34 protein-coding genes and 4 pseudogenes are annotated in these 20,553 nt (G+C 52.2%); 11 read left to right on the top strand and 27 right to left on the bottom strand.

Translation table 11 applies throughout. From position 1 onward, the window contains the following. The 26 genes and pseudogenes from ACOTXR_RS21060 to ACOTXR_RS20935 form a co-directional block, all read right to left on the bottom strand. Complete coding sequence (locus ACOTXR_RS21060; protein WP_421767087.1) at positions 1–1,404, bottom strand: DUF4055 domain-containing protein; 1,404 nt, start codon at positions 1,402–1,404, stop codon at positions 1–3. A gap of 4 nt (positions 1,405–1,408) precedes the next feature. Continuing rightward, positions 1,409–2,713 (bottom strand): terminase large subunit domain-containing protein, encoded by a 1,305-nt coding sequence (locus tag ACOTXR_RS21055; protein ID WP_057056293.1) that lies wholly within the window; start codon positions 2,711–2,713, stop codon positions 1,409–1,411. After that, on the bottom strand, positions 2,691–3,680 hold the full coding sequence (locus ACOTXR_RS21050; protein WP_078310028.1) for a terminase small subunit: 990 nt from the start codon (positions 3,678–3,680) through the stop codon (positions 2,691–2,693). The genes ACOTXR_RS21055 and ACOTXR_RS21050 overlap by 23 nt, the downstream gene beginning before the upstream one ends. A 5-nt stretch (positions 3,681–3,685) precedes the next feature. Then, complete coding sequence (locus ACOTXR_RS21045) at positions 3,686–4,057, bottom strand: hypothetical protein (RefSeq protein WP_421767086.1); 372 nt, start codon at positions 4,055–4,057, stop codon at positions 3,686–3,688. Positions 4,058–4,159: 102 nt separating this feature from the next. After that, positions 4,160–4,387: a hypothetical protein gene (locus ACOTXR_RS21040; RefSeq protein ID WP_063161267.1), complete on the bottom strand. Its 228-nt coding sequence runs from the start codon at positions 4,385–4,387 to the stop codon at positions 4,160–4,162. 143 nt (positions 4,388–4,530) lie between these two features. Further along, positions 4,531–5,001, bottom strand: coding sequence for a lysis protein (locus tag ACOTXR_RS21035; protein ID WP_421767085.1), 471 nt, complete (start codon positions 4,999–5,001; stop codon positions 4,531–4,533). Further along, positions 4,998–5,438 (bottom strand): lysozyme, encoded by a 441-nt coding sequence (locus ACOTXR_RS21030; RefSeq protein ID WP_023311422.1) that lies wholly within the window; start codon positions 5,436–5,438, stop codon positions 4,998–5,000. Before ACOTXR_RS21030 ends, ACOTXR_RS21035 begins: the two co-directional genes overlap by 4 nt. Beyond that, a complete protein-coding gene (locus ACOTXR_RS21025; protein ID WP_122008274.1) occupies positions 5,425–5,730 on the bottom strand; it encodes a phage holin family protein in 306 nt (101 codons plus the stop codon). The genes ACOTXR_RS21030 and ACOTXR_RS21025 overlap by 14 nt, the downstream gene beginning before the upstream one ends. A 511-nt stretch (positions 5,731–6,241) precedes the next feature. Further along, positions 6,242–6,865, bottom strand: coding sequence for a hypothetical protein (locus ACOTXR_RS21020; RefSeq protein WP_058660801.1), 624 nt, complete (start codon positions 6,863–6,865; stop codon positions 6,242–6,244). A 112-nt stretch (positions 6,866–6,977) separates the two neighbouring features. Then, positions 6,978–7,340, bottom strand: coding sequence for a crossover junction endodeoxyribonuclease RusA (gene rusA, locus ACOTXR_RS21015; RefSeq protein ID WP_058683371.1), 363 nt, complete (start codon positions 7,338–7,340; stop codon positions 6,978–6,980). Further along, entirely contained in the window at positions 7,337–7,627 is a 291-nt protein-coding gene (locus ACOTXR_RS21010) for a DUF1364 domain-containing protein (RefSeq protein ID WP_193147361.1), read from the bottom strand. The genes rusA and ACOTXR_RS21010 overlap by 4 nt, the downstream gene beginning before the upstream one ends. Next, positions 7,620–7,790, bottom strand: coding sequence for a NinE family protein (locus ACOTXR_RS21005; protein WP_421767084.1), 171 nt, complete (start codon positions 7,788–7,790; stop codon positions 7,620–7,622). Before ACOTXR_RS21005 ends, ACOTXR_RS21010 begins: the two co-directional genes overlap by 8 nt. After that, positions 7,783–8,232 carry a recombination protein NinB gene (locus ACOTXR_RS21000; RefSeq protein WP_421767083.1) on the bottom strand — a complete coding sequence of 150 codons (450 nt, stop codon included), beginning with the start codon at positions 8,230–8,232 and terminating at the stop codon, positions 7,783–7,785. The genes ACOTXR_RS21005 and ACOTXR_RS21000 overlap by 8 nt, the downstream gene beginning before the upstream one ends. 248 nt (positions 8,233–8,480) lie before the next feature. Next, positions 8,481–8,723, bottom strand: coding sequence for a hypothetical protein (locus tag ACOTXR_RS20995; protein ID WP_125387033.1), 243 nt, complete (start codon positions 8,721–8,723; stop codon positions 8,481–8,483). After that, positions 8,720–9,352: a DUF551 domain-containing protein gene (locus ACOTXR_RS20990; RefSeq protein WP_421767082.1), complete on the bottom strand. Its 633-nt coding sequence runs from the start codon at positions 9,350–9,352 to the stop codon at positions 8,720–8,722. Before ACOTXR_RS20990 ends, ACOTXR_RS20995 begins: the two co-directional genes overlap by 4 nt. Before the next feature lie 10 nt (positions 9,353–9,362). After that, the gene (locus tag ACOTXR_RS20985) at positions 9,363–9,539 is read right to left on the bottom strand and encodes a hypothetical protein (RefSeq protein WP_171863903.1); all 177 of its coding nucleotides are present in this window, start codon (positions 9,537–9,539) and stop codon (positions 9,363–9,365) included. A gap of 2 nt (positions 9,540–9,541) precedes the next feature. Continuing rightward, positions 9,542–9,841, bottom strand: a complete 300-nt coding sequence (locus ACOTXR_RS20980; protein WP_421767081.1) for an ead/Ea22-like family protein — start codon at positions 9,839–9,841, stop codon at positions 9,542–9,544. Further along, positions 9,838–10,134: a DUF4406 domain-containing protein gene (locus ACOTXR_RS20975; RefSeq protein ID WP_032668708.1), complete on the bottom strand. Its 297-nt coding sequence runs from the start codon at positions 10,132–10,134 to the stop codon at positions 9,838–9,840. Before ACOTXR_RS20975 ends, ACOTXR_RS20980 begins: the two co-directional genes overlap by 4 nt. Next, positions 10,131–10,475, bottom strand: a complete 345-nt coding sequence (locus ACOTXR_RS20970; RefSeq protein WP_045618181.1) for a winged helix-turn-helix transcriptional regulator — start codon at positions 10,473–10,475, stop codon at positions 10,131–10,133. Before ACOTXR_RS20970 ends, ACOTXR_RS20975 begins: the two co-directional genes overlap by 4 nt. Next, positions 10,475–11,239: pseudogene (locus tag ACOTXR_RS20965) on the bottom strand (DnaB-like helicase C-terminal domain-containing protein); the annotation flags it as partial. The gene ACOTXR_RS20970 and the pseudogene ACOTXR_RS20965, both read right to left, overlap by 1 nt. A 270-nt stretch (positions 11,240–11,509) precedes the next feature. Then, a pseudogene (locus tag ACOTXR_RS20960) lies at positions 11,510–11,827 on the bottom strand (LAGLIDADG family homing endonuclease); the annotation flags it as partial. Positions 11,828–12,259: 432 nt separating this feature from the next. Continuing rightward, a pseudogene (locus tag ACOTXR_RS20955) lies at positions 12,260–12,928 on the bottom strand (DnaB-like helicase N-terminal domain-containing protein); the annotation flags it as partial. Further along, positions 12,918–13,817: a hypothetical protein gene (locus tag ACOTXR_RS20950; protein WP_023294192.1), complete on the bottom strand. Its 900-nt coding sequence runs from the start codon at positions 13,815–13,817 to the stop codon at positions 12,918–12,920. The gene ACOTXR_RS20950 and the pseudogene ACOTXR_RS20955, both read right to left, overlap by 11 nt. Then, complete coding sequence (locus tag ACOTXR_RS20945; RefSeq protein ID WP_015571544.1) at positions 13,810–13,956, bottom strand: hypothetical protein; 147 nt, start codon at positions 13,954–13,956, stop codon at positions 13,810–13,812. Before ACOTXR_RS20945 ends, ACOTXR_RS20950 begins: the two co-directional genes overlap by 8 nt. Positions 13,957–14,039: 83 nt before the next feature. After that, entirely contained in the window at positions 14,040–14,585 is a 546-nt protein-coding gene (locus tag ACOTXR_RS20940; protein ID WP_214597115.1) for a toxin YdaT family protein, read from the bottom strand. Between the two features lie 29 nt (positions 14,586–14,614). Beyond that, positions 14,615–14,848 carry a transcriptional regulator gene (locus ACOTXR_RS20935; RefSeq protein WP_003859811.1) on the bottom strand — a complete coding sequence of 78 codons (234 nt, stop codon included), beginning with the start codon at positions 14,846–14,848 and terminating at the stop codon, positions 14,615–14,617. Positions 14,849–14,953: 105 nt separating this feature from the next. Between ACOTXR_RS20935 and ACOTXR_RS20930 the strand changes: the two genes are divergently transcribed. The 3 genes from ACOTXR_RS20930 to ACOTXR_RS20920 all read left to right on the top strand — a co-directional run bounded on the left by ACOTXR_RS20930 (position 14,954) and on the right by ACOTXR_RS20920 (position 16,436). Next, positions 14,954–15,643: an XRE family transcriptional regulator gene (locus ACOTXR_RS20930; RefSeq protein WP_171857720.1), complete on the top strand. Its 690-nt coding sequence runs from the start codon at positions 14,954–14,956 to the stop codon at positions 15,641–15,643. A 78-nt stretch (positions 15,644–15,721) separates the two neighbouring features. After that, positions 15,722–16,060: a hypothetical protein gene (locus ACOTXR_RS20925; protein WP_308889923.1), complete on the top strand. Its 339-nt coding sequence runs from the start codon at positions 15,722–15,724 to the stop codon at positions 16,058–16,060. Further along, entirely contained in the window at positions 16,050–16,436 is a 387-nt protein-coding gene (locus ACOTXR_RS20920) for a hypothetical protein (protein ID WP_239061466.1), read from the top strand. Before ACOTXR_RS20925 ends, ACOTXR_RS20920 begins: the two co-directional genes overlap by 11 nt. A gap of 22 nt (positions 16,437–16,458) precedes the next feature. Here ACOTXR_RS20920 and ACOTXR_RS20915 read toward each other — a convergent pair whose 3' ends face one another. Continuing rightward, positions 16,459–16,665, bottom strand: a complete 207-nt coding sequence (locus tag ACOTXR_RS20915) for a hypothetical protein (protein ID WP_108720704.1) — start codon at positions 16,663–16,665, stop codon at positions 16,459–16,461. Between the two features lie 503 nt (positions 16,666–17,168). Here ACOTXR_RS20915 and ACOTXR_RS20910 point away from each other — a divergent pair. From ACOTXR_RS20910 to gamL, 8 genes and pseudogenes are all read left to right on the top strand, one after another. Beyond that, positions 17,169–17,363, top strand: a complete 195-nt coding sequence (locus ACOTXR_RS20910; protein WP_059385081.1) for a hypothetical protein — start codon at positions 17,169–17,171, stop codon at positions 17,361–17,363. A gap of 137 nt (positions 17,364–17,500) precedes the next feature. Next, complete coding sequence (locus tag ACOTXR_RS20905) at positions 17,501–17,776, top strand: antitoxin (RefSeq protein ID WP_223825982.1); 276 nt, start codon at positions 17,501–17,503, stop codon at positions 17,774–17,776. After that, complete coding sequence (locus ACOTXR_RS20900; RefSeq protein ID WP_047727208.1) at positions 17,773–17,931, top strand: hypothetical protein; 159 nt, start codon at positions 17,773–17,775, stop codon at positions 17,929–17,931. The genes ACOTXR_RS20905 and ACOTXR_RS20900 overlap by 4 nt, the downstream gene beginning before the upstream one ends. After that, positions 17,928–18,128, top strand: a complete 201-nt coding sequence (locus ACOTXR_RS20895) for a hypothetical protein (protein ID WP_200923556.1) — start codon at positions 17,928–17,930, stop codon at positions 18,126–18,128. Before ACOTXR_RS20900 ends, ACOTXR_RS20895 begins: the two co-directional genes overlap by 4 nt. Next, positions 18,125–18,337, top strand: coding sequence for a cell division protein FtsZ (locus ACOTXR_RS20890; RefSeq protein ID WP_222834650.1), 213 nt, complete (start codon positions 18,125–18,127; stop codon positions 18,335–18,337). Before ACOTXR_RS20895 ends, ACOTXR_RS20890 begins: the two co-directional genes overlap by 4 nt. Positions 18,338–18,347: 10 nt before the next feature. Beyond that, a complete protein-coding gene (locus ACOTXR_RS20885) occupies positions 18,348–19,184 on the top strand; it encodes a hypothetical protein (RefSeq protein ID WP_222834651.1) in 837 nt (278 codons plus the stop codon). Positions 19,185–19,288: 104 nt separating this feature from the next. Further along, a pseudogene (locus ACOTXR_RS20880) lies at positions 19,289–20,257 on the top strand (hypothetical protein). A 7-nt stretch (positions 20,258–20,264) separates the two neighbouring features. Beyond that, the gene (gene gamL / locus ACOTXR_RS20875; RefSeq protein ID WP_421767080.1) at positions 20,265–20,546 is read left to right on the top strand and encodes a host nuclease inhibitor GamL; all 282 of its coding nucleotides are present in this window, start codon (positions 20,265–20,267) and stop codon (positions 20,544–20,546) included. The last annotated feature ends 7 nt before the right edge of the window (positions 20,547–20,553 follow it).

Genomic DNA, 20,553 nt, shown 5'->3' with positions numbered 1-20,553 from the left:
TCACACCTCGTCCGGCGGCGGGTCACTCAGCGATGCGGACTCAGCCAGCAGTTCGCTCAGAACCACATCAGGATCCGCATCGGCATCAATAATGTTCAACTTCTGTAGCGATTTAATCGCATCAGCTCGACGGATATCACCACCCTGGCGCAGTGCCTGGATGGCAAGCGCGGCGGACGGATTGAATACGGTCGATTCGACATCCAGCTCAGTGCGAACATCAACGTTGCCACCATCTTTCTCGCCGATGTACTCGGCCATGATTTGCAGAATGTTGTCGATCGCATCTTCAAGGCTGGTAGCCATGGTGTAGAGCGGTGACTGCTCCTGCATTTTCTCTTCAGAGGTCTGGTCTACCGATTTGGTAGAGGTGTTTTCCGTACGAAGCAGCTTCGCACCAGCCTGGCGCATCTGCTCCACAAGTTCTGCCAGCGACTCTTTACCAGCACCGATGGAGGAGCCTGTATGCTCGACGTACTCCAGACCCTGCTTTTGCCGATCAGTGAACGACGTAGCTGAAGACGAGCCAATTATCAGCTCTTGCCCCTCTTCCAAACCGAACACCGTGAGCAACGGCACCCTGGCGACATGCAGGATGTTGTCCTGCTCGCTTTGACTCTGCCAGTGCTTGATATTCAGCAGAGCCATGTTGAGAAGCGGTGGTGAACCACACATAAACCCGGTGCGTTTGGTGTAGAGCGTGACCAGAGTGATATCCTGGCGGGATGTCTGCCACTCCTCGAATAGCGCCCAGTTCGCGGCACCGTCAGCATCTTTGGCCTTGCGGTAAATTTCCACCTTTCCGGGTGTCAGGTACCGTATTTGCTCGACCTTGGTCTGCCCGAAGTCGTCGCCGTCTTCGACCACAACCTCTTTGATACGCAGCGCAGTCAGCACCACTTTGCCGTCCACCATTTTCGACTTCCAGCCAATTACCTGGCGTGGATTGAGCATGGTGACATAGGGGCGCGCGCCGGTAGCTTTCTCTTCAGCTTTGGTTTTCACCTTTTCGGTGTCCACCCTGGGATAATCCACCAGCGCGTGGGAGAGTCCATACTGCATCGCCAGACCGAAGAATGCCTGCGCCCATACGTCCAGGCGCGTCCCTTCAAGGTCGAAGTTTTTCGCATACTCTCGCAGCTGATCCGGCACATTCTCGGCAAGCTTAATAGGCTCTGCGAATACACGCCCGATGTTTTGCTTAATGGTCTCTTCGTAGGCTGGCAGAAGCGTGGCCACGGCGAGGCGTTTTTTGTAGTCCTCTTTGTCTTCTTTTGGCCAGCGCGGGAGATAAGACTCTCCAAGCTGTCGCATATAGAGCGTGCCGCCCATCAGGGCATCGTTGATATCCCACGCCTGCACCATGTTCCCATAGTCCAGATTGGGTGTAGAAATATCAGGCATGGAGTTACATCCGTAGTTGAGTGACTTTTCCTGTGGGCTTGATGATCGGGAATTGCTTCACGATGAAATAGCCACCAGCGTCGTTTGGGTGATCGTTGTCTGCTGATTTATCCGGCTCGCCGTTTGCCGCCCATACCTGCTGTTCAAGGCTGTCTGTATAGACCGGGCAGCGAGCAACGTTAACTTTGTAGCGCCGCTCACCGTTGCCGTTGCAGAACATGGCATTCATGGAGTTAATGCGATCCTTTACCGGCGGGTTGGCGGCGTTCACCACCACGCTGAATCCGGCCTGCTTGAGCTGCGCAATATCGGTGGCGCTGGCGTTATTGGACTTGCGTGAATCGCCGGAAGCATCCGGATAGATGTAAATCTGCCTGGAGGCAACATAGCGCCCACCCTCGTAGCGCCAGAACTCTTCCTGGATACGCTTTATCATGGCTGGCGTGTCATAAACTTTTATCAATTCGCGTACCGCGCGCGGCTCGCCATTGCGAAGCACGTGGACGATGGCCGCCATTTTGCCAACGTTAAAGTCCATGCCGATATAGAGCGGCTCGCCTGCCTGCTCTTCATCGGTACAGTTATTCAGACGTCTATCGAACTGGTGATAGATAGTGCCGCTGGTCAGGTTTGTAAAACGCCCCCTCAGGTACGCCTTAATTAGCTCCGGCGGGTAGGAGTTCATCAGCGACGGGATGTAATCCGGTGGCAGGTTCTTCGCGTTGTCGAACGTACTGGCCTGAATCAGCCCATACAGAGCAGAAAGCTCAGGCTTTTCACGCACCGCTTTCACGAATTGCTGGTAAACGAACTTGAAGCCCTCCGGCGTAGTCGTGACATCGATACCGTTACGCAGACCATCAACTTTGTAACGCATACGGGCGATGATTTTTCGCCAGGCCTGCTGCGCTTTAGCAGCCGCCATGACGTCCAGCTCATCCACCATCGCGTTACCGATTTTAAAGCCGACTATCGATCCGGGCTTCTCCATCGAGCGGCAAATTGTCGTGCCGCGATACCGACGCCCCTCATAGAAGTGAACCTCTTTGTTCCCCTCATTGATTTTGACACTCAGCCCCCAGTCAAAGGCCACCTCTTCGATCGTGGGGTAGAAGATGTCACGAATCTGCGGGTACGTCGGCGCGAAATAACCCTGGTTGATTTTCGGGTGCTCCCACATCCCCTTACAGATGCCGCCACAACCTACCCACGTCTTGCCGGAACCGAACCCGGCAACATAGGCTTTGAATTTGTGTTGCATCGCGAGGAAGCGCGCCTGTGGGATGTTAAGTGTCGGGCTGATCCCCATCTTCCGCCCTCGCGTCCACTACGTTGATATTGATTGCAACTGGCGTTGGTTCGTCATCATCACCATCACCGGCCAGCTCTTTGCGGAGTTTCTCAACCTCCAGCTGCCGGCGGTCGATTTCGATCTGCTGGAGGCGCTGCGCGAATTCGCTATCTGCCAGGCCAAGCCGCTTCATAACGGCTTCATACATGCGCTCGCGGCTGATTGCCGTTATCTCAACACCATTCTTCCCAAGCTTGACGCCGGAATAAGCCAAAGCAGCATCAGGGGAAAGTTTCCGGGTGTCTGCGAAGTAAGGCTGTCCTACTCCGTCGCCATTGCAGCGCGGGCATTCAGGGTTAGGCTCTCGGTTGTGGTCATAGCCATACCCGCCGGGGTCTTCCGGTTGCTTAGCACCTTCCTTGCCCTCGATTTTCGCGACTGCCTCGTCAAACTCCACAGCATCACGCCACTGATAATGGTGGCCAAAGCCCCAGCAATAGCGACAAGCTCCGCGACGGTACTGTGAAAGCTGATTTGCATCGAAGGTGGCGAGCTGCCACATCTGCGCGAGGACTTCATCGGCACTGCCGAGCGTGCGCGCAATGGAGGCCTTTTGCTGCTGCGCAATAGCCTGGGCAACGTTAGGATTCGTTATGAGCTGGCGACCGTAGTTTGGGTCACTATAACCAGCACGTGCAGCGGCAGCAGTAGCATTATTGTCCTTCAGATATTCTGCAATGAAGCGCTTTACCTTCGCACTTAGCTTTATGCCCACCAGCTCTTCTGCGCACTTTTCTTTCTGCGCAGTGCGCAATTTCTTCTGCGCAGGTTTTTGCGCAATTTGCGCAGCTGGCTTTTTGATATATCGACGGGCGGTAGCGTAGTTCAGTCCCTGCGCTTCACACCATTCCTTTGGTGATACGCCGGTTGCGGCATGTTCGGACAGGAACCGTTGCTGAAGCTCGCCCCAGTCCGGTTTTGCCATATTGTTTATTCCTGTTTGAGGTATGGCAGGAAGTGGCTGAACATGCGATCCAGCATGTAGCAGTACGTTTCGTTGGCGTCTTCCGGCTTGGTTGTCACGCCGACATCAGAGCAAACGTAAAAGCATACGTGAGCGCATTCATGAACGAGCGTGGATATCTGGTTATCGAATACTCCAATCAGGTAGCAACGCTCTCCCGTTTCGGTGTTTTCATAGTTGCTTGCCATTCCAGAGTTAAACGGCCTCTCATCCACGCTGCCGCCAAGGAATTTATCAGCGTGCTGAAACTGTTCTCTGGTTGTTGCGAGGTAGACATGCGCACTTTGAAACAGCGGAATGGTGAATGCCGGAAGTCTGTGCCATTTGGCTTTTGCCATCTGTTGCTCCGTCATTATCCGTTGCAGGGGTTATTTTTGATTTATCCGCTCAGGGGGGATATCCATTATCAAGCCCACCAGCAGGTGAGCTTTTTGTAATGGCTACGATTCCACCGCGTTATGCAGCACTTCCTGACGGGTAATATGCTCGTAACGAGATACCGTCTTCCCGTTCTGGTTCATCACGTAGGCGACCTCGCCGGGTTTAAGGAAAACATTTTTGTCCATTCCAGATACCGCGATGCTCTGCTGTTTGGGATTAAAGCCAACGCTCAGGCCGCAATGAATCTCTTCGCCGCCTCCCGGCGACATCACTTTTACTGTTAACATGCTTCTTCTCCTTCTTCTGGTAATAAAAAGCCCCGCTATTGCGAGGCTTGGTTATTCATGTGGTAACGGATGCATGACCCCGGCATTGCAGTGTGGAATGCGTAGGCGGTCTTTCGCCATACGAATACATGCTCACCTCCGTATTATTTCAGGCACTGAGTCCGAACGTATTCCTGCAGGCCGGTCAGTTGCTTTGTGACGGCGGCGATCCCGTCTCTGAGACGCCAATAATTGAGTTCAGCATCTGCTGTAAGTCGAGGGCTTGAGCCATCAACCAGGCCGGAGGCTCCGGTGGTTTCGTCTCTGGAGCAGGTGGCGGCGATTTGCAGCCGACGCTTACCAGCGACAACATCAGCACGAAGCCTGTCATTCTCAGTTTGCGCATCAGCTAACTCCTTCGTGTATTTGGCATCCAGTGCAGCGACATCACGCTGGCGGGTCTGCATGTCTTTAATGGTGGCGTTAGCCATGCTGAGTTTCTCAGTGGCTTTATCGCGCTGGTCTCTGTAAGTGATGGCGTTGTCGCGGTAGTGGTTCACGAAGAAAGCCAGTGCGCCGATTAACGCCAGCACCAGCAACTGCAGCCAGTAACGCTTAACCAGTGCGCTAATCACGACAGGAACAGAGCCCGCTCTGCCTCCCGCCGACGTGTCAGCCCATTCAGCACCTTCCCACCAGCTTTATTCCAGCGCAGGAACTCATCGGCAGCGCCAGCATAATCACCGGCGTTAAGTTTTCGCAGAAGAGTCGATGTCGACAGCGACCTGGCGCCGAGGTTGTACGTGAACGACACCAGGGCGTCGAATTGCCCCTGAGTCAGACCAACTTTAACCAGGCGGGACACGTCGCTCTCGTAGCTTACCAGTCCGGTCTTCAGCAGGCGCTCTGCCGTTTCCTGCTTAATCGTCATCCCGGCGCGGATTGGTTTGCCGTCGACAGGCTGAGTCCAGCCGTAACCGATCGTCCAGACTCCGACGCTGTCCTGGTAGGCGGTGAGTTTGCAGCCTTCGAACTGCTTGATCAGGGCAATGCCTTTATCACTGGTTTGCATTCTTCATCCCCGTCAGTCGTTCCCAGAAATAAGTCAGCGCCACGGAGCCCATCGCTCCGCTAATGCCAGACGTAACCAGAATCATGTAAAGACTCAGCCCACTTTCTACGCTGATTAGGCCACCAATGAGACCGGTAAAGCCGGACACTGCAATTTGTGCCAGCGCATTAATCCAGCTCCAGGTGGCTTTGTTCTGCTTAACGTCAATAAGGTATCGGACCAGGCCGCCCCAGCATGACAGAGCAAGGACAATCAGCCATGACACTCCGGCAATGCTTTCTTTATCTTGCATACGTTTAGCCATATCACCTCCGAAAGAACGGGGTGCTGTTTGTAGTAAGGGATCAGGCCCTCGGGACGATTTAACAAGTAGGCGTGTCGATGATGGTTCCCGGAGCCTGAAAATAAAAAAGCCAGCGACAGGCTGGCAATGTGAGGGTAAGGCAATGTCGGCTCTCTGGCCGAAGGGTCCCAGGTAGTGGGTTTGGTTTGTGGCGGCCGGGAACTCGCCGACGTCGTTTCGTTGTTACTCCACTTGTGTCCCGGCACATCGGCGCCTGCTTTCACCACAACGGGGATCGCTTTGCCGCGCCAGGGAAATGTGCCTGGTCTTACCGGGATGCCGTCACATACTCAAAGCGATTTCCGTTGTGCAGATACGAAAAAGCCCCGAGCTATTAACCCGGGGCGTTTTCTACTTCGTAATTTGTTTACTGCTGGCTCTTTCGCTGTTACGACCGAGCATACATCAAAATATACACTTCCATTTCGCCAAATCAAGTTATTTGAGAAATATTTTTCATTTAGGCAGCAATTAGAGAAATCTCATTCTCTATTTCTCGCTTCATTGCATAGAAAACTTCTGCCTCAAAGACTTTTTCACACCAGACAACCCGTCGGCGGCAAGCCTGGATATCTACGCCAGTTGCGAGTTGCATCTTCCTGGCGATATCTTGCGTGCAGTTGCGTTCGCAGTATCGTTTAATGGCGTAATCGCGGACTGGGCTTTCCCGATGGAATAATTTAATCATCACCTTTTCAACGAACGCTGCATCATCTGATTCTTTGGCGAGAGCGATGATGTTGCTGGCAGAGGATTGAGGGATTACCAGTTCGCGAGCTTTCTTATAGAGTTCCTCACCTCTCAGCGCCCCACCCTCGTCGCTATAAAGCCAGTTAACCATTCTCTCGATGTGTCCACCCATATCAGGATTCCATTGAGTCCGGATCATCAGACGGCCTATAACGTTAACAGCGCCAGCTGGTGAGTCATCGCCGCGATTAATTCTGCCCCACACTGACATCATGTACTGCACCCAGGCTCGTTGCTTGGTTGTGATGGTCTTCTTAGGATGCTTCCAGACACGCCGGAAATGGGCGTCATCGACAAAGTTAACCATGGTGTAAATTGGTGTGAGCTTTCTCATTACGCGGCTTCCTTATGTGGCTGATTGGTTTTGGTCTGGCTGTGCTTCGCTACTGGCGGCATGCTGGCGCGCTTCACGCTTTCGGCCTGATACCGCAGGAAGTCTGTGTGGTTCATTCGGCCTCCAGTTCGGTGATGGTCAGTTCAAGCCTGCCGCCTTTCACGATTGGCATCCTCTTCACGCTGTAGTAGTCGACCTGCTGGTCATCGAGCCAGAACCCGGATTTCGTCAGGGCATCGAACGCGGCCTTTTGCAGATTGTCCAGGTCGCGGCGGCGGCGATCCGGCATATGGCACTCAATGCGTATTTTCACGGGTGTAGCCAGGCCGATATCCAGCATTGAGTCTTTGATGATTCTGGCGACACTGTCGCGGTACGCCTGCCCTTCTGCGCTGATGTGCGTGCGCCCGCGGTTATGTCGGTAGTAGCGGTTGTTGCTCGGAGGCCATGGGAGGCTAATGCGGTATTCATTCATGCTTTTACGAGCCCCTCTTTAAGCCAGATGACCTGCGTGCGAGCCATGCCTTCCAGCGCGCACTCCTTTGCATATTCCGCATCGACCAGACGGGTTCGGCGATCAATCTCGTCGTGGCAACTGCTGCATGCGATGGTGGCGATCAAGTCAGGCGGCTTGATTCCGGTGCCGCAGAGACCAGCAATACGGATGTGGGCCAGTACCGAGGTTTCAGAGTTGCCGTTGCATATGCCGGGGATCCGAACCTGACATTCGCGGCCGCGTGCCGCTTTGCATAAATTAGCCATGCGCCTTCCTCGCCGCGAGACGCAGCCATTTCTGATCCACCAGGCGGGCGGTGTAGTCTTTCAGTGTCGGGATGTCTGACGGCTTAACCGCTGGCTTACGCTGGCGGCGTGCCGGAACGCGGAAGATGTGATTTGTGATGACGCGTGCGAGAGGATTACCCACGGGAAGTCCTCCATTCTTGCGCCCAGGCGATGCGCTTACTGGATGCTTCGGAGAACTTCACGCCGCGGTCTGTTCCGAACCAGTAAATCGCCTCGATGACGTCGACCATGTAGCGCTTGCTGGATTTGGATGTGCGGACGCCGAAATAAACGCGGCCGCCGTTGATGCCCGGCGCGGATTTCTGTTCCTGGTCCTGGGTCTGATTCACCAGAACGGTGATGAGGTCCTTCCACTCTTCGCGGGTCAACTTCTCGCCGTGCCAGACAACCTGGTCAGACAGGTCTTTCAGCAGCGGCCACATCAAACGATTTTGCTTGTCGGTGCGGGTCTCTTCCCGAGCCTCGACCACCATTGGCGCACGAGGGTTTACCGGTAGGGTGCGAATGTACGCGATGAGGTTGTCTTTAACGGTGTCGTTAACGATGCAGTAGTGCTGCTTCATACGCCACCTCCGAGAGGTAACGCAGAATGCAGAAATTCGCAGGTGCATTTCTGCATCTGTGAAAAGGTGAGGAGTTCAGATTGTGGTCGCATTTAAGTCCCCTTAAATGCGCAGAAGTCGCTAACGGTTGTTCAGGCCGTCAGCACAGATAGTATGGACGGTTGATTCAACAAAATCAACGCGAGAAAAAGGCCTCCGGAGAGGCCCTGGCTGTCGATATGGGGATTCCCATATCGCTTGTATGGCAGTTACACCAAATCGGGCAATTTGAAGCCTGCCATGTCTTCCGCCCGGATTGGAGGCGATAGGCAGTCAGCAAACACCAGGGTGCCATCGAGCAAAATCACGAAACCCCACCCCATAAACAGGTTGGCACTACACCAGTCAGCCTTTAGGGGCACATCTGGCATCTTGTCTGGAAAGACTGGGTAATGCTCAGCCAGCCACTCCATTGCGTCGCAGCGATTGAGAGTATATTTGTCGTACATCATGCCTCCTGCTGCGGTGCTGCTGGCAGCGGCATCCAGTGGGTTGGCTTGCAGTAGCAATCAAAGCCGTGTCCGTGTGCTGACCCGCCAACGTACGTTGCCATCTTGATTAATGGATCATTACTTTCCGGCGCGTCTGGACGGTACGCCAACACTTGTTCCCCTGCGGAAGGCATCCGCTCAACGCAAGCCACCCAACCATCCTGAATCACCGGAGAGTTGAGTTGTTCGGAATTACCGAACGACTGAAGCATGGCTGCGCGATAGGCGTTCCAGCCGACAGCTTTTCCGTGTTCAAACGAGCTGTCAAAGTCATCATCCATTTCCATCGCAGCGGGCACAGATACCGGCGCTGGCGTGGCAGAGCGATACAGAAGAACATCACCCATCTCTGCTCTGGACGCAGGCCATACGTCTGCATCAGAGCCAGATTTGAGATAATCAAGATTGGACTGGTCGATTACGCACACAGCCTCCGCTTCGAGCGATGCCAGCGCGATACGCGCCAGCTCCAGTTCTTCTTCAAGCTCTGCGCGTGAATCAGCGAAAGCAGTCTGTGTGAAGGCAAACTCCAGACTTTTAACCTTTTCGCGCGCACGTTCGTGTAACTGCTCTCTGGTAATAGTGCTCATGGGTTAGTCCTCAATATCCAGAGTACGCGCGGAGTGATGCTATTCTCGCGGTGATATCATTGATGATTTCCTGCACCACCACTGCGTGCTCATGCTCATCACGCAAGACGTCAAGGGCGCAGTCTATTTCACGGAGCATATCCTGCTGCCATTCAATATCTTCTGATTCCGGGATTTCGTATTTCATGCTCACTCCCCTTTACCGGCTGCGGCGGCGCGTTCCGCGTCCCACTTCTGCATGTATTCTTCGATATCACTCCATTCCTCACCAGAACCAGCCAGCGCATCAATTACTGACTGGCGTTCACTGTGCTGTTCTTTACGCTCCAGCTCAGCAATCCGCCTGTCTTTGGCATCCAGCTCATCCAGCAGCGCCAGCACGGTGGTTGGGGTTAGAGCCTCATTGAATTCATCGCGATCATAACCCCAACTATCGGATTCTGCTCTCTCCGCCGCTTCACGCAGCTCCTGTTTGTCGATGTTGCTCATTGGGCGGCTCCTTCAAATTGGTAAGAAATTTTAATTCCCAGCTTTTTAGCCATGGCATGCTCAGCGACGGCACCATCCGACTCTTGCCACCCATGCAGCATGTGAATGGCGTCGGCGCAGCGAAGCATCGCCAGGCAGATGTCCATATACTCACGCTGAGATAAACCATCCGGGAGCGTGGCCGGATTTAATGCCACATGACCACCTGATAACATCTGCTGTGCTACTGCGTTAAACATAGGACGGTTGTAGTTTTCGTAACCCGTCATTGGTCCTGCGATGTAAATTTTCATACCCCTACCCTCCCCCAAACCATCAATACCCTTCTCATCGCCGGACTGTTTCGGCATTCCTGGCAGATCACGTTTGTTTCCGTCCGCTGAATTAACTTCGACTTGCCCTGCTTCATGCCCGGTATCGTGTCAGGGGCGAAGCGCATGCCGTAACTGGTCAGACTGTACAGGCGCTGGCCGTATTTGCCTTCGCAGGAAATCAGGCCGTCGGCCAGCAGAGTGCTAACCGTGCCGGATATCTTTTTGGTATCCATGCCTATAAGCGCTGCCAGCTTGGCGTTGTTCAGCCCTGGGTTGTTGCGCAGGGCTGCCAGAACCTGCTCACGGATTGTTATGGTCATCAGAAGCCCCCTTTCTTTTTCGGCTGCTGCTCACGACCGCGGCGTTCTGCGGCGGCGGCATGCTGGTCTGTGTCGTAAATTGCACCGTTGAGCTGATTGCAATAAACCGTACCGGTACTGCCGTGGCGGTTGAGTCGCAGGATTAACTCGGTTTCTCCAGGTGGCACGCTGTCATCGAAAGCACCTTCCCGGTGGATACCAACCCAGTAGTCGCAGTCCTGCTCAATCTGTCCTGTGTCGCGGGAATCGCTCGGTAACGGGCGTTTATTCACTCGCTTCTCCAGTTCGCGGTTGAGCTGGGTCAGCAGCACGACGACGCAGCCAAGCTCTTTAGCGAGGTTCTTCAACCCTTTGGTGATCATCCCGTAGGCAAGGTCATTACGGTCGGCTTTTTCTGCGGTCATCAGAGTCAGGTAGTCAACCAGAATCATGCCTACGCAGCCCTTCTCGCGTTTGATTCGGCGGCTTTCGCTAACGATGTGCGCCAGTGACAGGCCCGGAGTGTCGTCGATGTACAGCTTGTCGATTTCACTCAGCCGGCCCGCTGTAGCGATCGCCTTCTTAAAGTCGCCGTCGTAGTCTCCCTGGTACTGGTCGTCGGCGTCATCCGTGGCGGGCATGTAAAAAATGCTCGGGTTTACGCCGGACTTCTGCCCAACAAGCTTTTCGAGGATCTGGTCGCTGGGCATTTCCAGGCTAAACATCAGCGCTGGCTTTTTCTCGCGAATCGCGCAGTTGATCGCCATCTGCCCGTACAGGGTGGTGTTGTGGGTCACGATATAGTCATCTGTGACATAGAGGTGCCGGGGGTGAGACACCATAATGCAAAGGCACTCTTCCGGCTCGATCTCGATAACTGATTTAATCCCAACACCACGGTTTCCAAGACGGTTCACACCAAGGTTTGCACGGATCCTCGGTGACTTAATGTGTTCAAGAATTTCATCAGGCAGCTTCATGCTGACCATTTGCGCATCTAAGCCCTGAAGAGTTTCTCCCTTGTAGGTGTATGAAATATCGGTGCGCGTTGTTTCCCTAGCTGTTCCACCGAGAGAATGAACAAGCTTTACCACCCCTTGCGAAAGCTTCTTGCTGGCCGAAGAGAATCTAATGCAGCCGAATTTTTCAACCCAGCCATCAGTCTCGAGCAGCCCAACTAATACGCCGATCCGCGTGGCTTTTCCTGCGCTGAAAATAGACTCTGGGATTTCTTTATCCTGCGCAGTTTTCCCCACCAAGCCGTACTCTCTCAATCTCTCAATGAGAGGGTTTTTACACCCACGATGATTCGTTACCGTGTAATCATTCCCGCCAATATGGCGGAGGTTCAGTGGAAATACGCTGGCCGCCATGCGAGACAGAACGTAGTCTTCTGAGTTAGTGAACTTGACGCTTTTGGTTAAAGAACCATCGCCAAGGAGAGCACCTAACACCCACCCGTCGACGTGATCGGTTGATGAGCCAAAATCACCTGACAGCGATGGAATGCGCAGCCTTCCTTGATACCTAACCCTCTGAAGCATCGCTTCTAACTTTTCAGTATCAACTACACGATCACCTTCAAATTTCGACGAGCTTATCTCCCAAAGGTGAGAGTCGGCCGCCTTAACGGTGCGCCCATCCTCAAAAGTGACTTGATACATTTTGCGGACTCCCTGAGGAAATACCCCAGTAACCATTGAGGCGTGGCCATCAACAGATGTAACTTGTTGACCCACTTTGATTTTCCCATGCGTTGTCCAAGACCCGTCCTGCAAAAGAATTTTTGCGTCCAAGGCCATTGCTTTCCCCATCTTTGGCCTTGCGCCAATCACGAACAAAGAGCCTTTAACCAGACCTTTCGGCGCCAGCAGTCGGTCGAGTGACGGGATGCCGGTGCTCATGCCGCGCTGTTCGCCTGAAGGGTCAAAGCGTTTCTCCAGATCCGCAACCCAGTCATCCATAACCTCGCCGAACGAACGCAAACCACGGCGACTGCCGGTTTTTGAATGGTCTGCGAGCTGGGTGAAAATACCCTGAATGGCCTCGTACTTCTGCGTGGCGCTCATGCCGTTACGGGAATACAGCAGCTCAGTAGCTTCGGTCAGACGGTTGATACCGTAGCGCTCCATTGCGGCTTCCCGGACTGATGCTGCGTAAGCCACGATGTTTGCAGCGCTGGGAGTGTTCTTGGCTATCTCCGCAAGGTAAGCAAAGCCACCTACCTGCTCCGCGAGCCCTTTGCCTTCGAGCGCGTCGAACAATGTCAGACCATCGACTGGCTTGTTGTCGCGGAACATCTGGCGCATCTCGGCAAATATCAGCTGGTGAGGTCGGCTGTAGAACGACTCAGGCTTGAGCATCGCCAGAACCTTCTGGACTCGCTCGCTGTTGTCATCATCCAGCAGCAGGCCACCGATAACGCTCTGCTCTGCTTCGAGGTTTTGCGGTACAGCCATGAATTCAGCGGTCATCACGATCCCCCTCGCGCACTTCGATGTACAGCTTTTCGGTCAGGAACTTATCGAATTTCATGCGGCGCCATGTCTTCCCGGATTTCTGGTCTGGTCGGTCTTCAAGCATCCATCGGCAGTTCTGAGCGATGTAGCGCAGATAACTTCTGAAACCGTCCATATCCATCGGCTTGCCGTCCAGGTTGCGGGCGATCTTGTTAGCCTTACCCCAGAAGGTGCGGATCAGATTGCGTCGCTCATCAGTGAGGCATCTCCATCCCCGTGCTTCAGGCAGTTCGTCTTTCAGGCATTGCCATACTTCATCGCATGACAAACGAGACTTTTTCTCTTCAGCGGGTTTCTGGTCATTTGCGACATACTTACTACCGTTAGGTAGTAAGTTATTTAATATATTGTTATCTGTGGACACTGGCTGGACATCGGCTGGACACTCCACCTCCACAGGCATTGGTACGACTGCGTTTGGGCTGGACACCGGCTGGACATCGGCTGGACAAAAATTTGACTGATATTCGTCATATTTGACCACTTTTAGAACAGTAAAACGGTTGTTTGATTTGGTGGTGATCATGCCCAGATTCTGGAATTTACGGAGCAGTGATTTAACGCGATCAGCGGTCAAACCCGTTTCCATTGCCAGCGTGTTTCGCCCGGTAATGAACTCTCCGCGTTCGCAGATCACATCGCCGACATCAGTCGATACCAGTGTCTGTTCGTGATTAGCGCGCAGGAGCAGGTGAACCCATAAATGAGCCGCCTCAGCGTCCTTATAGAACGGCACATCCATAATTTTACGGTGCAGCAAGGCAAACCCCTTACCGTCATTAGTGCGCGGTTTCTGGAGCCTTCTGGCCTCTCTGGCTTCGGCTAAATTAGATACGTTACCCACGGCCACTCTCCTTACGCTTCAGCTCTTCCAGGATGGCGCGCATCTTCTCTGCCACAATCGGATTAACCGAGCGGATGAAGCGGTCGCGGGTTATGTTTTTATGTACAGCGGTATGGTAATAGCGTGGATTTTTTGCCATTATTCCTCCTGCAACTACTCTCGTTTTTGCATCAGAAAGTCGGTTCTGTTCGCGCAGACCGGCTTTCGCCATTTCTGTAGTTCTCACATGACCCCCAGCATCGATGTAACCATCGTCATCAGTGGGCCCACCTGCTCCGGCATGAGGCGGAACAGCGACGCTATACCTTCGCTTACCTCTTTCAGCTTTTGATGCTCTGGAGCGTCCAGCAGCACGGCCTGTTTAGCCTCTGCGAGTTCTTTCTCGGCTTCAGCCAGACGAGACATTTTGCAATCGGCACCGATCAGGCGAGTGCGATACTCAACCGGCAGCACGGCCATGATTGCCGGTGCCAGCTGGAGAATGTTGTTGGCAGCATATTCGGTGTCGCCGTCGATCCAGCGGAACACCTTCTGCATCTGGCGGTGAGAGTCGGTCGGGATATCCAGACCGGTGCCGCCGGTTGCCCGCCACTCTTCAACAATCAGCGCCGCGACAAATTCACGGCTGCGGCAGTCAGCTGCCCAGGCGCGAACCGCTGCGCGGATCCCATCGATGTTTAACACCGCGGAATCAGGCTCCCGGCGATTCTGGTAAATCATCGCCGTTGGCGAAAATTTGTTACTTTGTTGATACGCAAGTGAATGCATTGCTTTCCCTTTCGTGGTTAGGGCCGCCGTTAAGCGGCATTGTTGTCGGCCGGTGACGGGAACAGCGTCGGCAAGTCAGGGCGAATCTGGTATGCCTGAATCTCACCACCAGTTGCTTTTACGATGCTGTTCACATGCTCCGGAGAAACCTTCGCTTTGTTGTGTAGCCACTTGTAAACCGCCTGCTGCGACACTGCGCACGCTTCACCAAGGGCTTTTTGAGAGCCGACGATGGTGATAGCGGTTTTAATGGTTGGGTTCATAACAACCTCCGTAGTGAATATGAAAGAAGAATAAAACTATGGTTGTATTTAGTCAACAACCATTTTCGTTTGATGAAATAAAACCACGGTTGTACATTTGACCTTATGAAAACGACACTTGCTGGAAGACTTAAAGAGGCGCGCGCGGCACGAGGCCTAACACAAAAGGCACTCGGGGATCTCGTCGGTGTTAGCCAGGCGGCCATTCAGAAAATTGAAACAGGAAAAGCCAGCCATACCACCAAGCTTGTGGAAATTGCTAACGCGCTCGGGGTAATGCCTGATTGGCTCAGCTCTGGAGAAGGGGTGATGCTTAATGACGGGAAGCCAGGGGCAGCTTTATTAACTAATGCAATTTCGGACGTATTCCGCGTAGACGTTCTCGACCTCACTGTCAGTGCGGGGCCAGGTTCATTCATGATTTCTGAGTTTGTAGAAGTTCTGCATGCTATTGAGTTCACAAACGAACACGCCCGCTCCCTCTTCGGCAATCGCGCACAGCACGATGTGAAGGTGATGACTGTAGACGGTGACAGCATGTGCCCTACGATTCAGTCTGGTGACCGCCTCTTCTTTGATGTTTCCGTGAGGAACTTCAAGGTTGACGGGGTATATGCATTTGTCTTTGGGCAACACTTCCATGTCAAGCGCCTGCAAATGCAGGGCCTACAATTAGCCGTACTTTCAGACAACCCAGCATACAAAGACTGGTATGTAACAGAAGAGAATCAGGACCAACTCTACATCATGGGAAAAGCGCTGATCCATGAGTCTATAGCGTACAACAAGCTGTAGAGACGAAACTGCGGCTGGTGCGATCTGATTCCTCCGTCGAGTGACTAAAAGCCGCCATCTATACTTTAGGAATTCATCATGGACAAGAAAGACCAATTTAAAATAATTACTCTCAAGGTTCTCTTGGACTTCATTGTAGAAAATAAGATTGATGTAACATGTCGTCTTTGTGGTCATTCGAATCTCTCGGTGCCACAAATACAGATTGCCAGCGATACGCCAGGTGAGTCAAATTTCTCTCAACGCGTAAATATATTTAAAAACAATAGCTTATACTCAGACTCTGCCGACATGTACTACATATCTCTAATTTGTAATAAATGCGGGAACACTCTACATATTGATGCTGATACAGTTTTTTTGTGGGTAAACAAAATTACGATTCCAAATACTGGTGATGAAAAAAATGGCAAGTAGTGATAATGTTGTACCATTTATAAGTGACATAACTTCCAGCATTCAGCGTCGGGATGGTGGAGGTGGGGGGGATGACATGCTAGAAGCAAGAGTGGCGAAACTTGAAGCTGATGTAGAAAACATCAAAACAAATCTGTCCGAAGCCAGAACAGATATTCGCGAACTGACAAAAAACTCCTCAGACACAAAAACAGATGTGTCTACGATACTTCAAAAACTTGTTGATATTGACGAGAAATTATCTAGCAAGGCTGGAAAAGATTTTGTGGATGTTAAAGTTAGCAGCCTAAAGATTTGGATGTTAGGGATTCTTTTATTGTCAATCGCAATGCCTGTAATTTCATTTTTATTAAATCTTTACCTAAAAAAACCATAAACCCGGACACCGCGCCGGGTTTTTATTTGCCCTTCCGCACCATCTCAGCCGCATCTCGTAGCATCCCCTTGTGGATCACGTTCCCGACGGCTTTACGCTTCCCTTCCAGAAATCCCACAATGTTGTCCTTGTTGATCTCAATCCCGTTGTAAACCAGCTCGAATACTACGCACCCAACCTCTCCAGCCATGAAAGCCATTCTGTCGTCTGCAAATCCATCACGTTCCATAGCCACCTCCTGATGTTTTTTTAAACATACCATCATCGGAGCTAAAAATAAATTACGTTAAAAAACAACCAAATAAAACCAATGCAATCATTAATACAACTATTATTGTTGACGATAAAACAACTATGGTTTTTAATAAGCCCATCGAAACGAAACATCGACAGCTGAGCGAAGTTAGCCAGCGGCGGACAGCAAGTCGCCTGCTTTTTAACAACATGCAGATTTACAGCGTCAATGACCTGTTAAGACCCCTACACGAAAACGTGCTGTATCACCGGGTGCGATCCGGTCGGTGAAAGAGTATCCCCGCGCGAGAGCGAGAACGGCGTGAGAACGGGCAACACTGGCAGGGAGTTGGCGCTGACCAATACAGGGAATGTTTTGGGGTGTGGTCAGTGAGAACGGCCTAATCGTGAAGAGGGCCCGGCTCATGCGGCTGGTTACCGCCCACACCGACCAAAGCATTTCTCCCGCATCAGCGGGTAACGACAGAGGGTAAGGCGATGAAAATCAGTTTATTAACAAGTGATATTGAAAAAGATAAGGCTAATGAGATTAGCGAAATCATCTTCCAGGCATTGCAGGAAATCGATCCAGCAGAGTTTAAAGATGAGGACTCAGGTGGCCCAGAGCGGGCATCAGGCCTTGCCGATCAAATTTCAGAACGCCTTGTACTCAAGGGCGCATCTATCAACTAACCCGCCACGGCGGGTTTTTTCATACCTCAGTCGCTTCACCGAGGCGGCTTAGTTATGACAACCGGCGGCCATCCACCGCCCATTAGCGCAGAAGTCTTGTTTAACGTTCAGCAGCCCAGCTTACGGGCGGAGTGATTATGCAAAAATTTATCGTTATCCAGCAACACGCTTGGTCAAACGACCACGGTTACGGCATTGGTTATTCCTCAGATTTGGAAAGATTTGATAAGCGGGAAGTGGCAATTTCTCACGGATTTGAAGTAGCAGGTTGTGATGATTTCAATATCGGTGTTATCGCCGACGGCCGACTAGTGTCGCTCGACTGGATGGAAAAGCCAGTAGGAAACGGAAAAGGCGTTTCAGTTGAGAAGCTCCAGATTATCTCTGATGCCATTGGCTTGGAGGCATCATGACAGTCACCCACAACGGCAAGCAGTACACCGCCAAAAAGCTTAACGATAACGAGTGGCAGCTCACGTCGGTATCTGCACCGCGCGACAAGCTGACGCTGAACCGCTGGCAGATGCATATCGCTGGCCTCCTGAAACAGGTTGAGGTGAAGGTATGAGCATACCCTCTCATTATCGACAAAAAGACGTGAATAAAAACCGCCGATCAAAGCTTAAAGAAAGATTGAAGAATCTGATAGATAAATCAGATGCAAGCAACGGCAATAAGGTTTTCCTGAAACAAAACATAGCTTCATTAATGCAAGAGTATGCAGAGCTATGGGAATGCAGAAACGGAAATGGAGAGAGCTCATGAACGGAATGCATTACGGCACCACCCCGCTCATTCGCCAGTGCGTCACTCCAGGTATGATGGCAATGCATGAAGGCCGCACCTATCGCGTCTCAGCAGTCATTCAGGAGCGCAAATGGGTGTATCTGCACACCGATGCAGAAATCATCCGCCTCAGTGACTGCGTGATTGACGTTCTTCTGGACGGTCACGGCAACCCTCTTACCCATTAAGGACTTTGTCATGGAAACTAAATTTCTTTCTGACGGCCGTAAGGTCGTTGTCGTTGGTGCGCTGAATAATCAGGAAACAATCGTCCAAGAAGTGTTTGTCACGCAGCAGGGTGATGAAATCCCTGGTGGCGAGCGTTTTGTGGTAAAGAGCCTACATGACCAGCCAGTTGAAACATGGTCTTCTCGTGAAAAAGCAAAACAAGAAAAAGCCCTTGCTGATGCGAAGTTGAAAATTGAGAAGATCAACTCGGAAATTAGCAACCTACAGAACACATTAAGCTTCTGGAGAGAAATGGTTAAGCAGGTCAAAGCGTTCTCAGATCATATCAATGATGCTGACCTGGACCATTTCGCAGATGTAATGACCGGGCAGGTTAAATTTGCCATCCGTCGTGATTACGGTGTGCCATCCATTGAAAAGTTTGAAGATTTTATGTCTTCAATTGACAACTACTATGGACGTAAAAACTTTGAAGGAATCAAGTGCTTATCTCTTTTGGGTAGCACTAATGGAGATATCGCATTACGAGTAAATCGCTACTCAGATGGCAGTGGGGGAAGCGATACGGTTGAGTTCTACAAGACCATCGAAGAAGCCAGGCAATGTGTTAAGCGCATAGCTATGGAAAAACTCAACGGTAACGGCCTGAGCATTGATGATGTCAAAAAGTGCTGCAAGATGGGTATTGTTTTCAGCAGGGATGAGTTACAAAAAATAAAAGAACGCCTCTTCTCTGCATCGGAAAAGAATCTCGCCCACTTCCAAGAGAACTTCGATAAGCAAGTTGCTCAGATAAATGATGGCAAGCTGGCTATAGAGAAAATGCTTAACGAAGCAATCAACTAGCCATATACGCATTTTCAGATCCCTAGGCAAATAACCCTTAACCAATTCAACTGCTGCCTGTCACCAGAGGGCGGCATCTGCACATCCAAATTTCAGGAGAAACCATGAGCGAAGTAACGGACTTAACTGTCATCGAAATCAAGCCGGAACAGGCGCCAGTGCTTTACGTATAGGGCGGCCTTGATGATTATCTCGAGCAAATCCGCCAGGCAGTAAACGAAGTGCCGGACCTGTCCACGAAGAAAGGCCGTGACCGTGTCGCCTCTCTGGCAGCACAGGTGTCCCGCAGCAAGACGGCAATCGAAAAGCCGGGCCGTGAGTACCTGAGGCGCCTTAAAGAGGCTGTGCGTCCGGCTGAGGCCGAAATTAAGCGATTCGTTGATGCCTGCGACGAGCTGCGCGATGCGACCCGCCGACCACTCACCGAATGGGAAGCCGAGCAGGAACGAATCCGGGTGGAAGAAGCCTGGAACGCCATGCACGAAGAAGCGCTGGTGATGAACGAAGAGTTCGACCGCCAGCGTGCCGCGCAGATCGAAGCAGACCATGAAATGGCTCTGCTGATGAATGACGCTTTCGACCGAGACGCAAAAGCAAAAGCAGAAGAAGCAGAACGCCAGCGCATTGCTCGTGAAGAAGAGTTGAAACGTCAGGCGGCAGAACAGGCTAAACGTGAATCAGAAGAGAAAGCCGAGCGCGAACGCGCTGAGGCTGCGCGCCGGGAAGCGGAGTTGAAGCTTAGGGCTGAGCAAGCGGAGCGTGACCGTATAGCTGCAGAGCAGAAGGCGGAACGCGAGAAGAAAGAAGCTGCTGAGCGTGCACGACGCGAAAAAGAAGAAGCCGTTGCCGCCGAGCGCCGCCGCCTGGAAGAGGCAGAAGCCGCCCGTCTGGCCGAAGAGCAGCGCAAAGCTGAAGAAGAAGCCCGCCGCGCCGCAGACAAAGAGCACCGCCGCACCGTCAATCGTCGTGTCTACGCAGATCTGATTGCTCAGGGCATCCCAGAAGAATACGCACAGAAAGCAGTGCTGGCGATCGCTGGCGGCAAAGTGCAGGACGCGCACATCAAATATTGAGGCAACCATGAACGCATACCTCACTTACGACCGAATCGAAGACCGGCGCTGGGCTGAACAGCAGCTCATCGACGAGAAAGAGAAGTGGATCGACGACCGGGCGAAAGAGCTGATCGCCATGTTCCCGAAATATGCTCTGCAAATGAGTAGCCTGTTTCTCCCAAAAGAAGCGCAAATGGCACTAGTCGGTCAAAAGGCAGAGGAAGCCTATAACGACTATGTCACACGCATCTGTTACGACCGCGCCGAAGAAGAGTGGGATCGCCTTCATCCAACCTGCCCGTTTTAATTTTTGA

Source organism: Enterobacter cloacae complex sp. IR53030 (genome assembly GCF_049238365.1).
GTDB classification, from domain to species: domain Bacteria; phylum Pseudomonadota; class Gammaproteobacteria; order Enterobacterales; family Enterobacteriaceae; genus Enterobacter; species Enterobacter kobei.
Note: the sequence above shows the minus strand (reverse complement) of the source record. Positions and strands in the feature narration are given on the sequence as shown.

Coding starts and splice junctions, on each gene's coding strand:
- ACOTXR_RS21055 (WP_057056293.1), bottom strand. CDS start 2,713: ATGGGGATCAGCCCGACACTTAACATCCCACAGGCGCGCTTCCTCGCG.
- ACOTXR_RS21010 (WP_193147361.1), bottom strand. CDS start 7,627: ATGGCTAATTTATGCAAAGCGGCACGCGGCCGCGAATGTCAGGTTCGG.
- ACOTXR_RS20970 (WP_045618181.1), bottom strand. CDS start 10,475: ATGACCATAACAATCCGTGAGCAGGTTCTGGCAGCCCTGCGCAACAAC.
- ACOTXR_RS20885 (WP_222834651.1), top strand. CDS start 18,348: ATGGAAACTAAATTTCTTTCTGACGGCCGTAAGGTCGTTGTCGTTGGT.
- ACOTXR_RS20930 (WP_171857720.1), top strand. CDS start 14,954: ATGAAAACGACACTTGCTGGAAGACTTAAAGAGGCGCGCGCGGCACGA.
- ACOTXR_RS20895 (WP_200923556.1), top strand. CDS start 17,928: ATGAGCATACCCTCTCATTATCGACAAAAAGACGTGAATAAAAACCGC.
- ACOTXR_RS20940 (WP_214597115.1), bottom strand. CDS start 14,585: ATGCATTCACTTGCGTATCAACAAAGTAACAAATTTTCGCCAACGGCG.
- ACOTXR_RS21000 (WP_421767083.1), bottom strand. CDS start 8,232: ATGAAGCAGCACTACTGCATCGTTAACGACACCGTTAAAGACAACCTC.
- gamL (WP_421767080.1), top strand. CDS start 20,265: ATGAACGCATACCTCACTTACGACCGAATCGAAGACCGGCGCTGGGCT.
- ACOTXR_RS20925 (WP_308889923.1), top strand. CDS start 15,722: ATGGACAAGAAAGACCAATTTAAAATAATTACTCTCAAGGTTCTCTTG.
- ACOTXR_RS21050 (WP_078310028.1), bottom strand. CDS start 3,680: ATGGCAAAACCGGACTGGGGCGAGCTTCAGCAACGGTTCCTGTCCGAA.
- ACOTXR_RS20900 (WP_047727208.1), top strand. CDS start 17,773: ATGACAGTCACCCACAACGGCAAGCAGTACACCGCCAAAAAGCTTAAC.
- ACOTXR_RS20910 (WP_059385081.1), top strand. CDS start 17,169: ATGAAAATCAGTTTATTAACAAGTGATATTGAAAAAGATAAGGCTAAT.
- ACOTXR_RS20920 (WP_239061466.1), top strand. CDS start 16,050: ATGGCAAGTAGTGATAATGTTGTACCATTTATAAGTGACATAACTTCC.
- rusA (WP_058683371.1), bottom strand. CDS start 7,340: ATGAATGAATACCGCATTAGCCTCCCATGGCCTCCGAGCAACAACCGC.
- ACOTXR_RS21040 (WP_063161267.1), bottom strand. CDS start 4,387: ATGTTAACAGTAAAAGTGATGTCGCCGGGAGGCGGCGAAGAGATTCAT.
- ACOTXR_RS21060 (WP_421767087.1), bottom strand. CDS start 1,404: ATGCCTGATATTTCTACACCCAATCTGGACTATGGGAACATGGTGCAG.
- ACOTXR_RS20985 (WP_171863903.1), bottom strand. CDS start 9,539: ATGAAATACGAAATCCCGGAATCAGAAGATATTGAATGGCAGCAGGAT.
- ACOTXR_RS21030 (WP_023311422.1), bottom strand. CDS start 5,438: ATGCAAACCAGTGATAAAGGCATTGCCCTGATCAAGCAGTTCGAAGGC.
- ACOTXR_RS20915 (WP_108720704.1), bottom strand. CDS start 16,665: ATGGAACGTGATGGATTTGCAGACGACAGAATGGCTTTCATGGCTGGA.
- ACOTXR_RS20975 (WP_032668708.1), bottom strand. CDS start 10,134: ATGAAAATTTACATCGCAGGACCAATGACGGGTTACGAAAACTACAAC.
- ACOTXR_RS20890 (WP_222834650.1), top strand. CDS start 18,125: ATGAACGGAATGCATTACGGCACCACCCCGCTCATTCGCCAGTGCGTC.
- ACOTXR_RS20905 (WP_223825982.1), top strand. CDS start 17,501: ATGCAAAAATTTATCGTTATCCAGCAACACGCTTGGTCAAACGACCAC.
- ACOTXR_RS20980 (WP_421767081.1), bottom strand. CDS start 9,841: ATGAGCAACATCGACAAACAGGAGCTGCGTGAAGCGGCGGAGAGAGCA.
- ACOTXR_RS20935 (WP_003859811.1), bottom strand. CDS start 14,848: ATGAACCCAACCATTAAAACCGCTATCACCATCGTCGGCTCTCAAAAA.
- ACOTXR_RS21020 (WP_058660801.1), bottom strand. CDS start 6,865: ATGAGAAAGCTCACACCAATTTACACCATGGTTAACTTTGTCGATGAC.
- ACOTXR_RS21025 (WP_122008274.1), bottom strand. CDS start 5,730: ATGCAAGATAAAGAAAGCATTGCCGGAGTGTCATGGCTGATTGTCCTT.
- ACOTXR_RS21045 (WP_421767086.1), bottom strand. CDS start 4,057: ATGGCAAAAGCCAAATGGCACAGACTTCCGGCATTCACCATTCCGCTG.
- ACOTXR_RS20995 (WP_125387033.1), bottom strand. CDS start 8,723: ATGATGTACGACAAATATACTCTCAATCGCTGCGACGCAATGGAGTGG.
- ACOTXR_RS20945 (WP_015571544.1), bottom strand. CDS start 13,956: ATGGCAAAAAATCCACGCTATTACCATACCGCTGTACATAAAAACATA.
- ACOTXR_RS20990 (WP_421767082.1), bottom strand. CDS start 9,352: ATGAGCACTATTACCAGAGAGCAGTTACACGAACGTGCGCGCGAAAAG.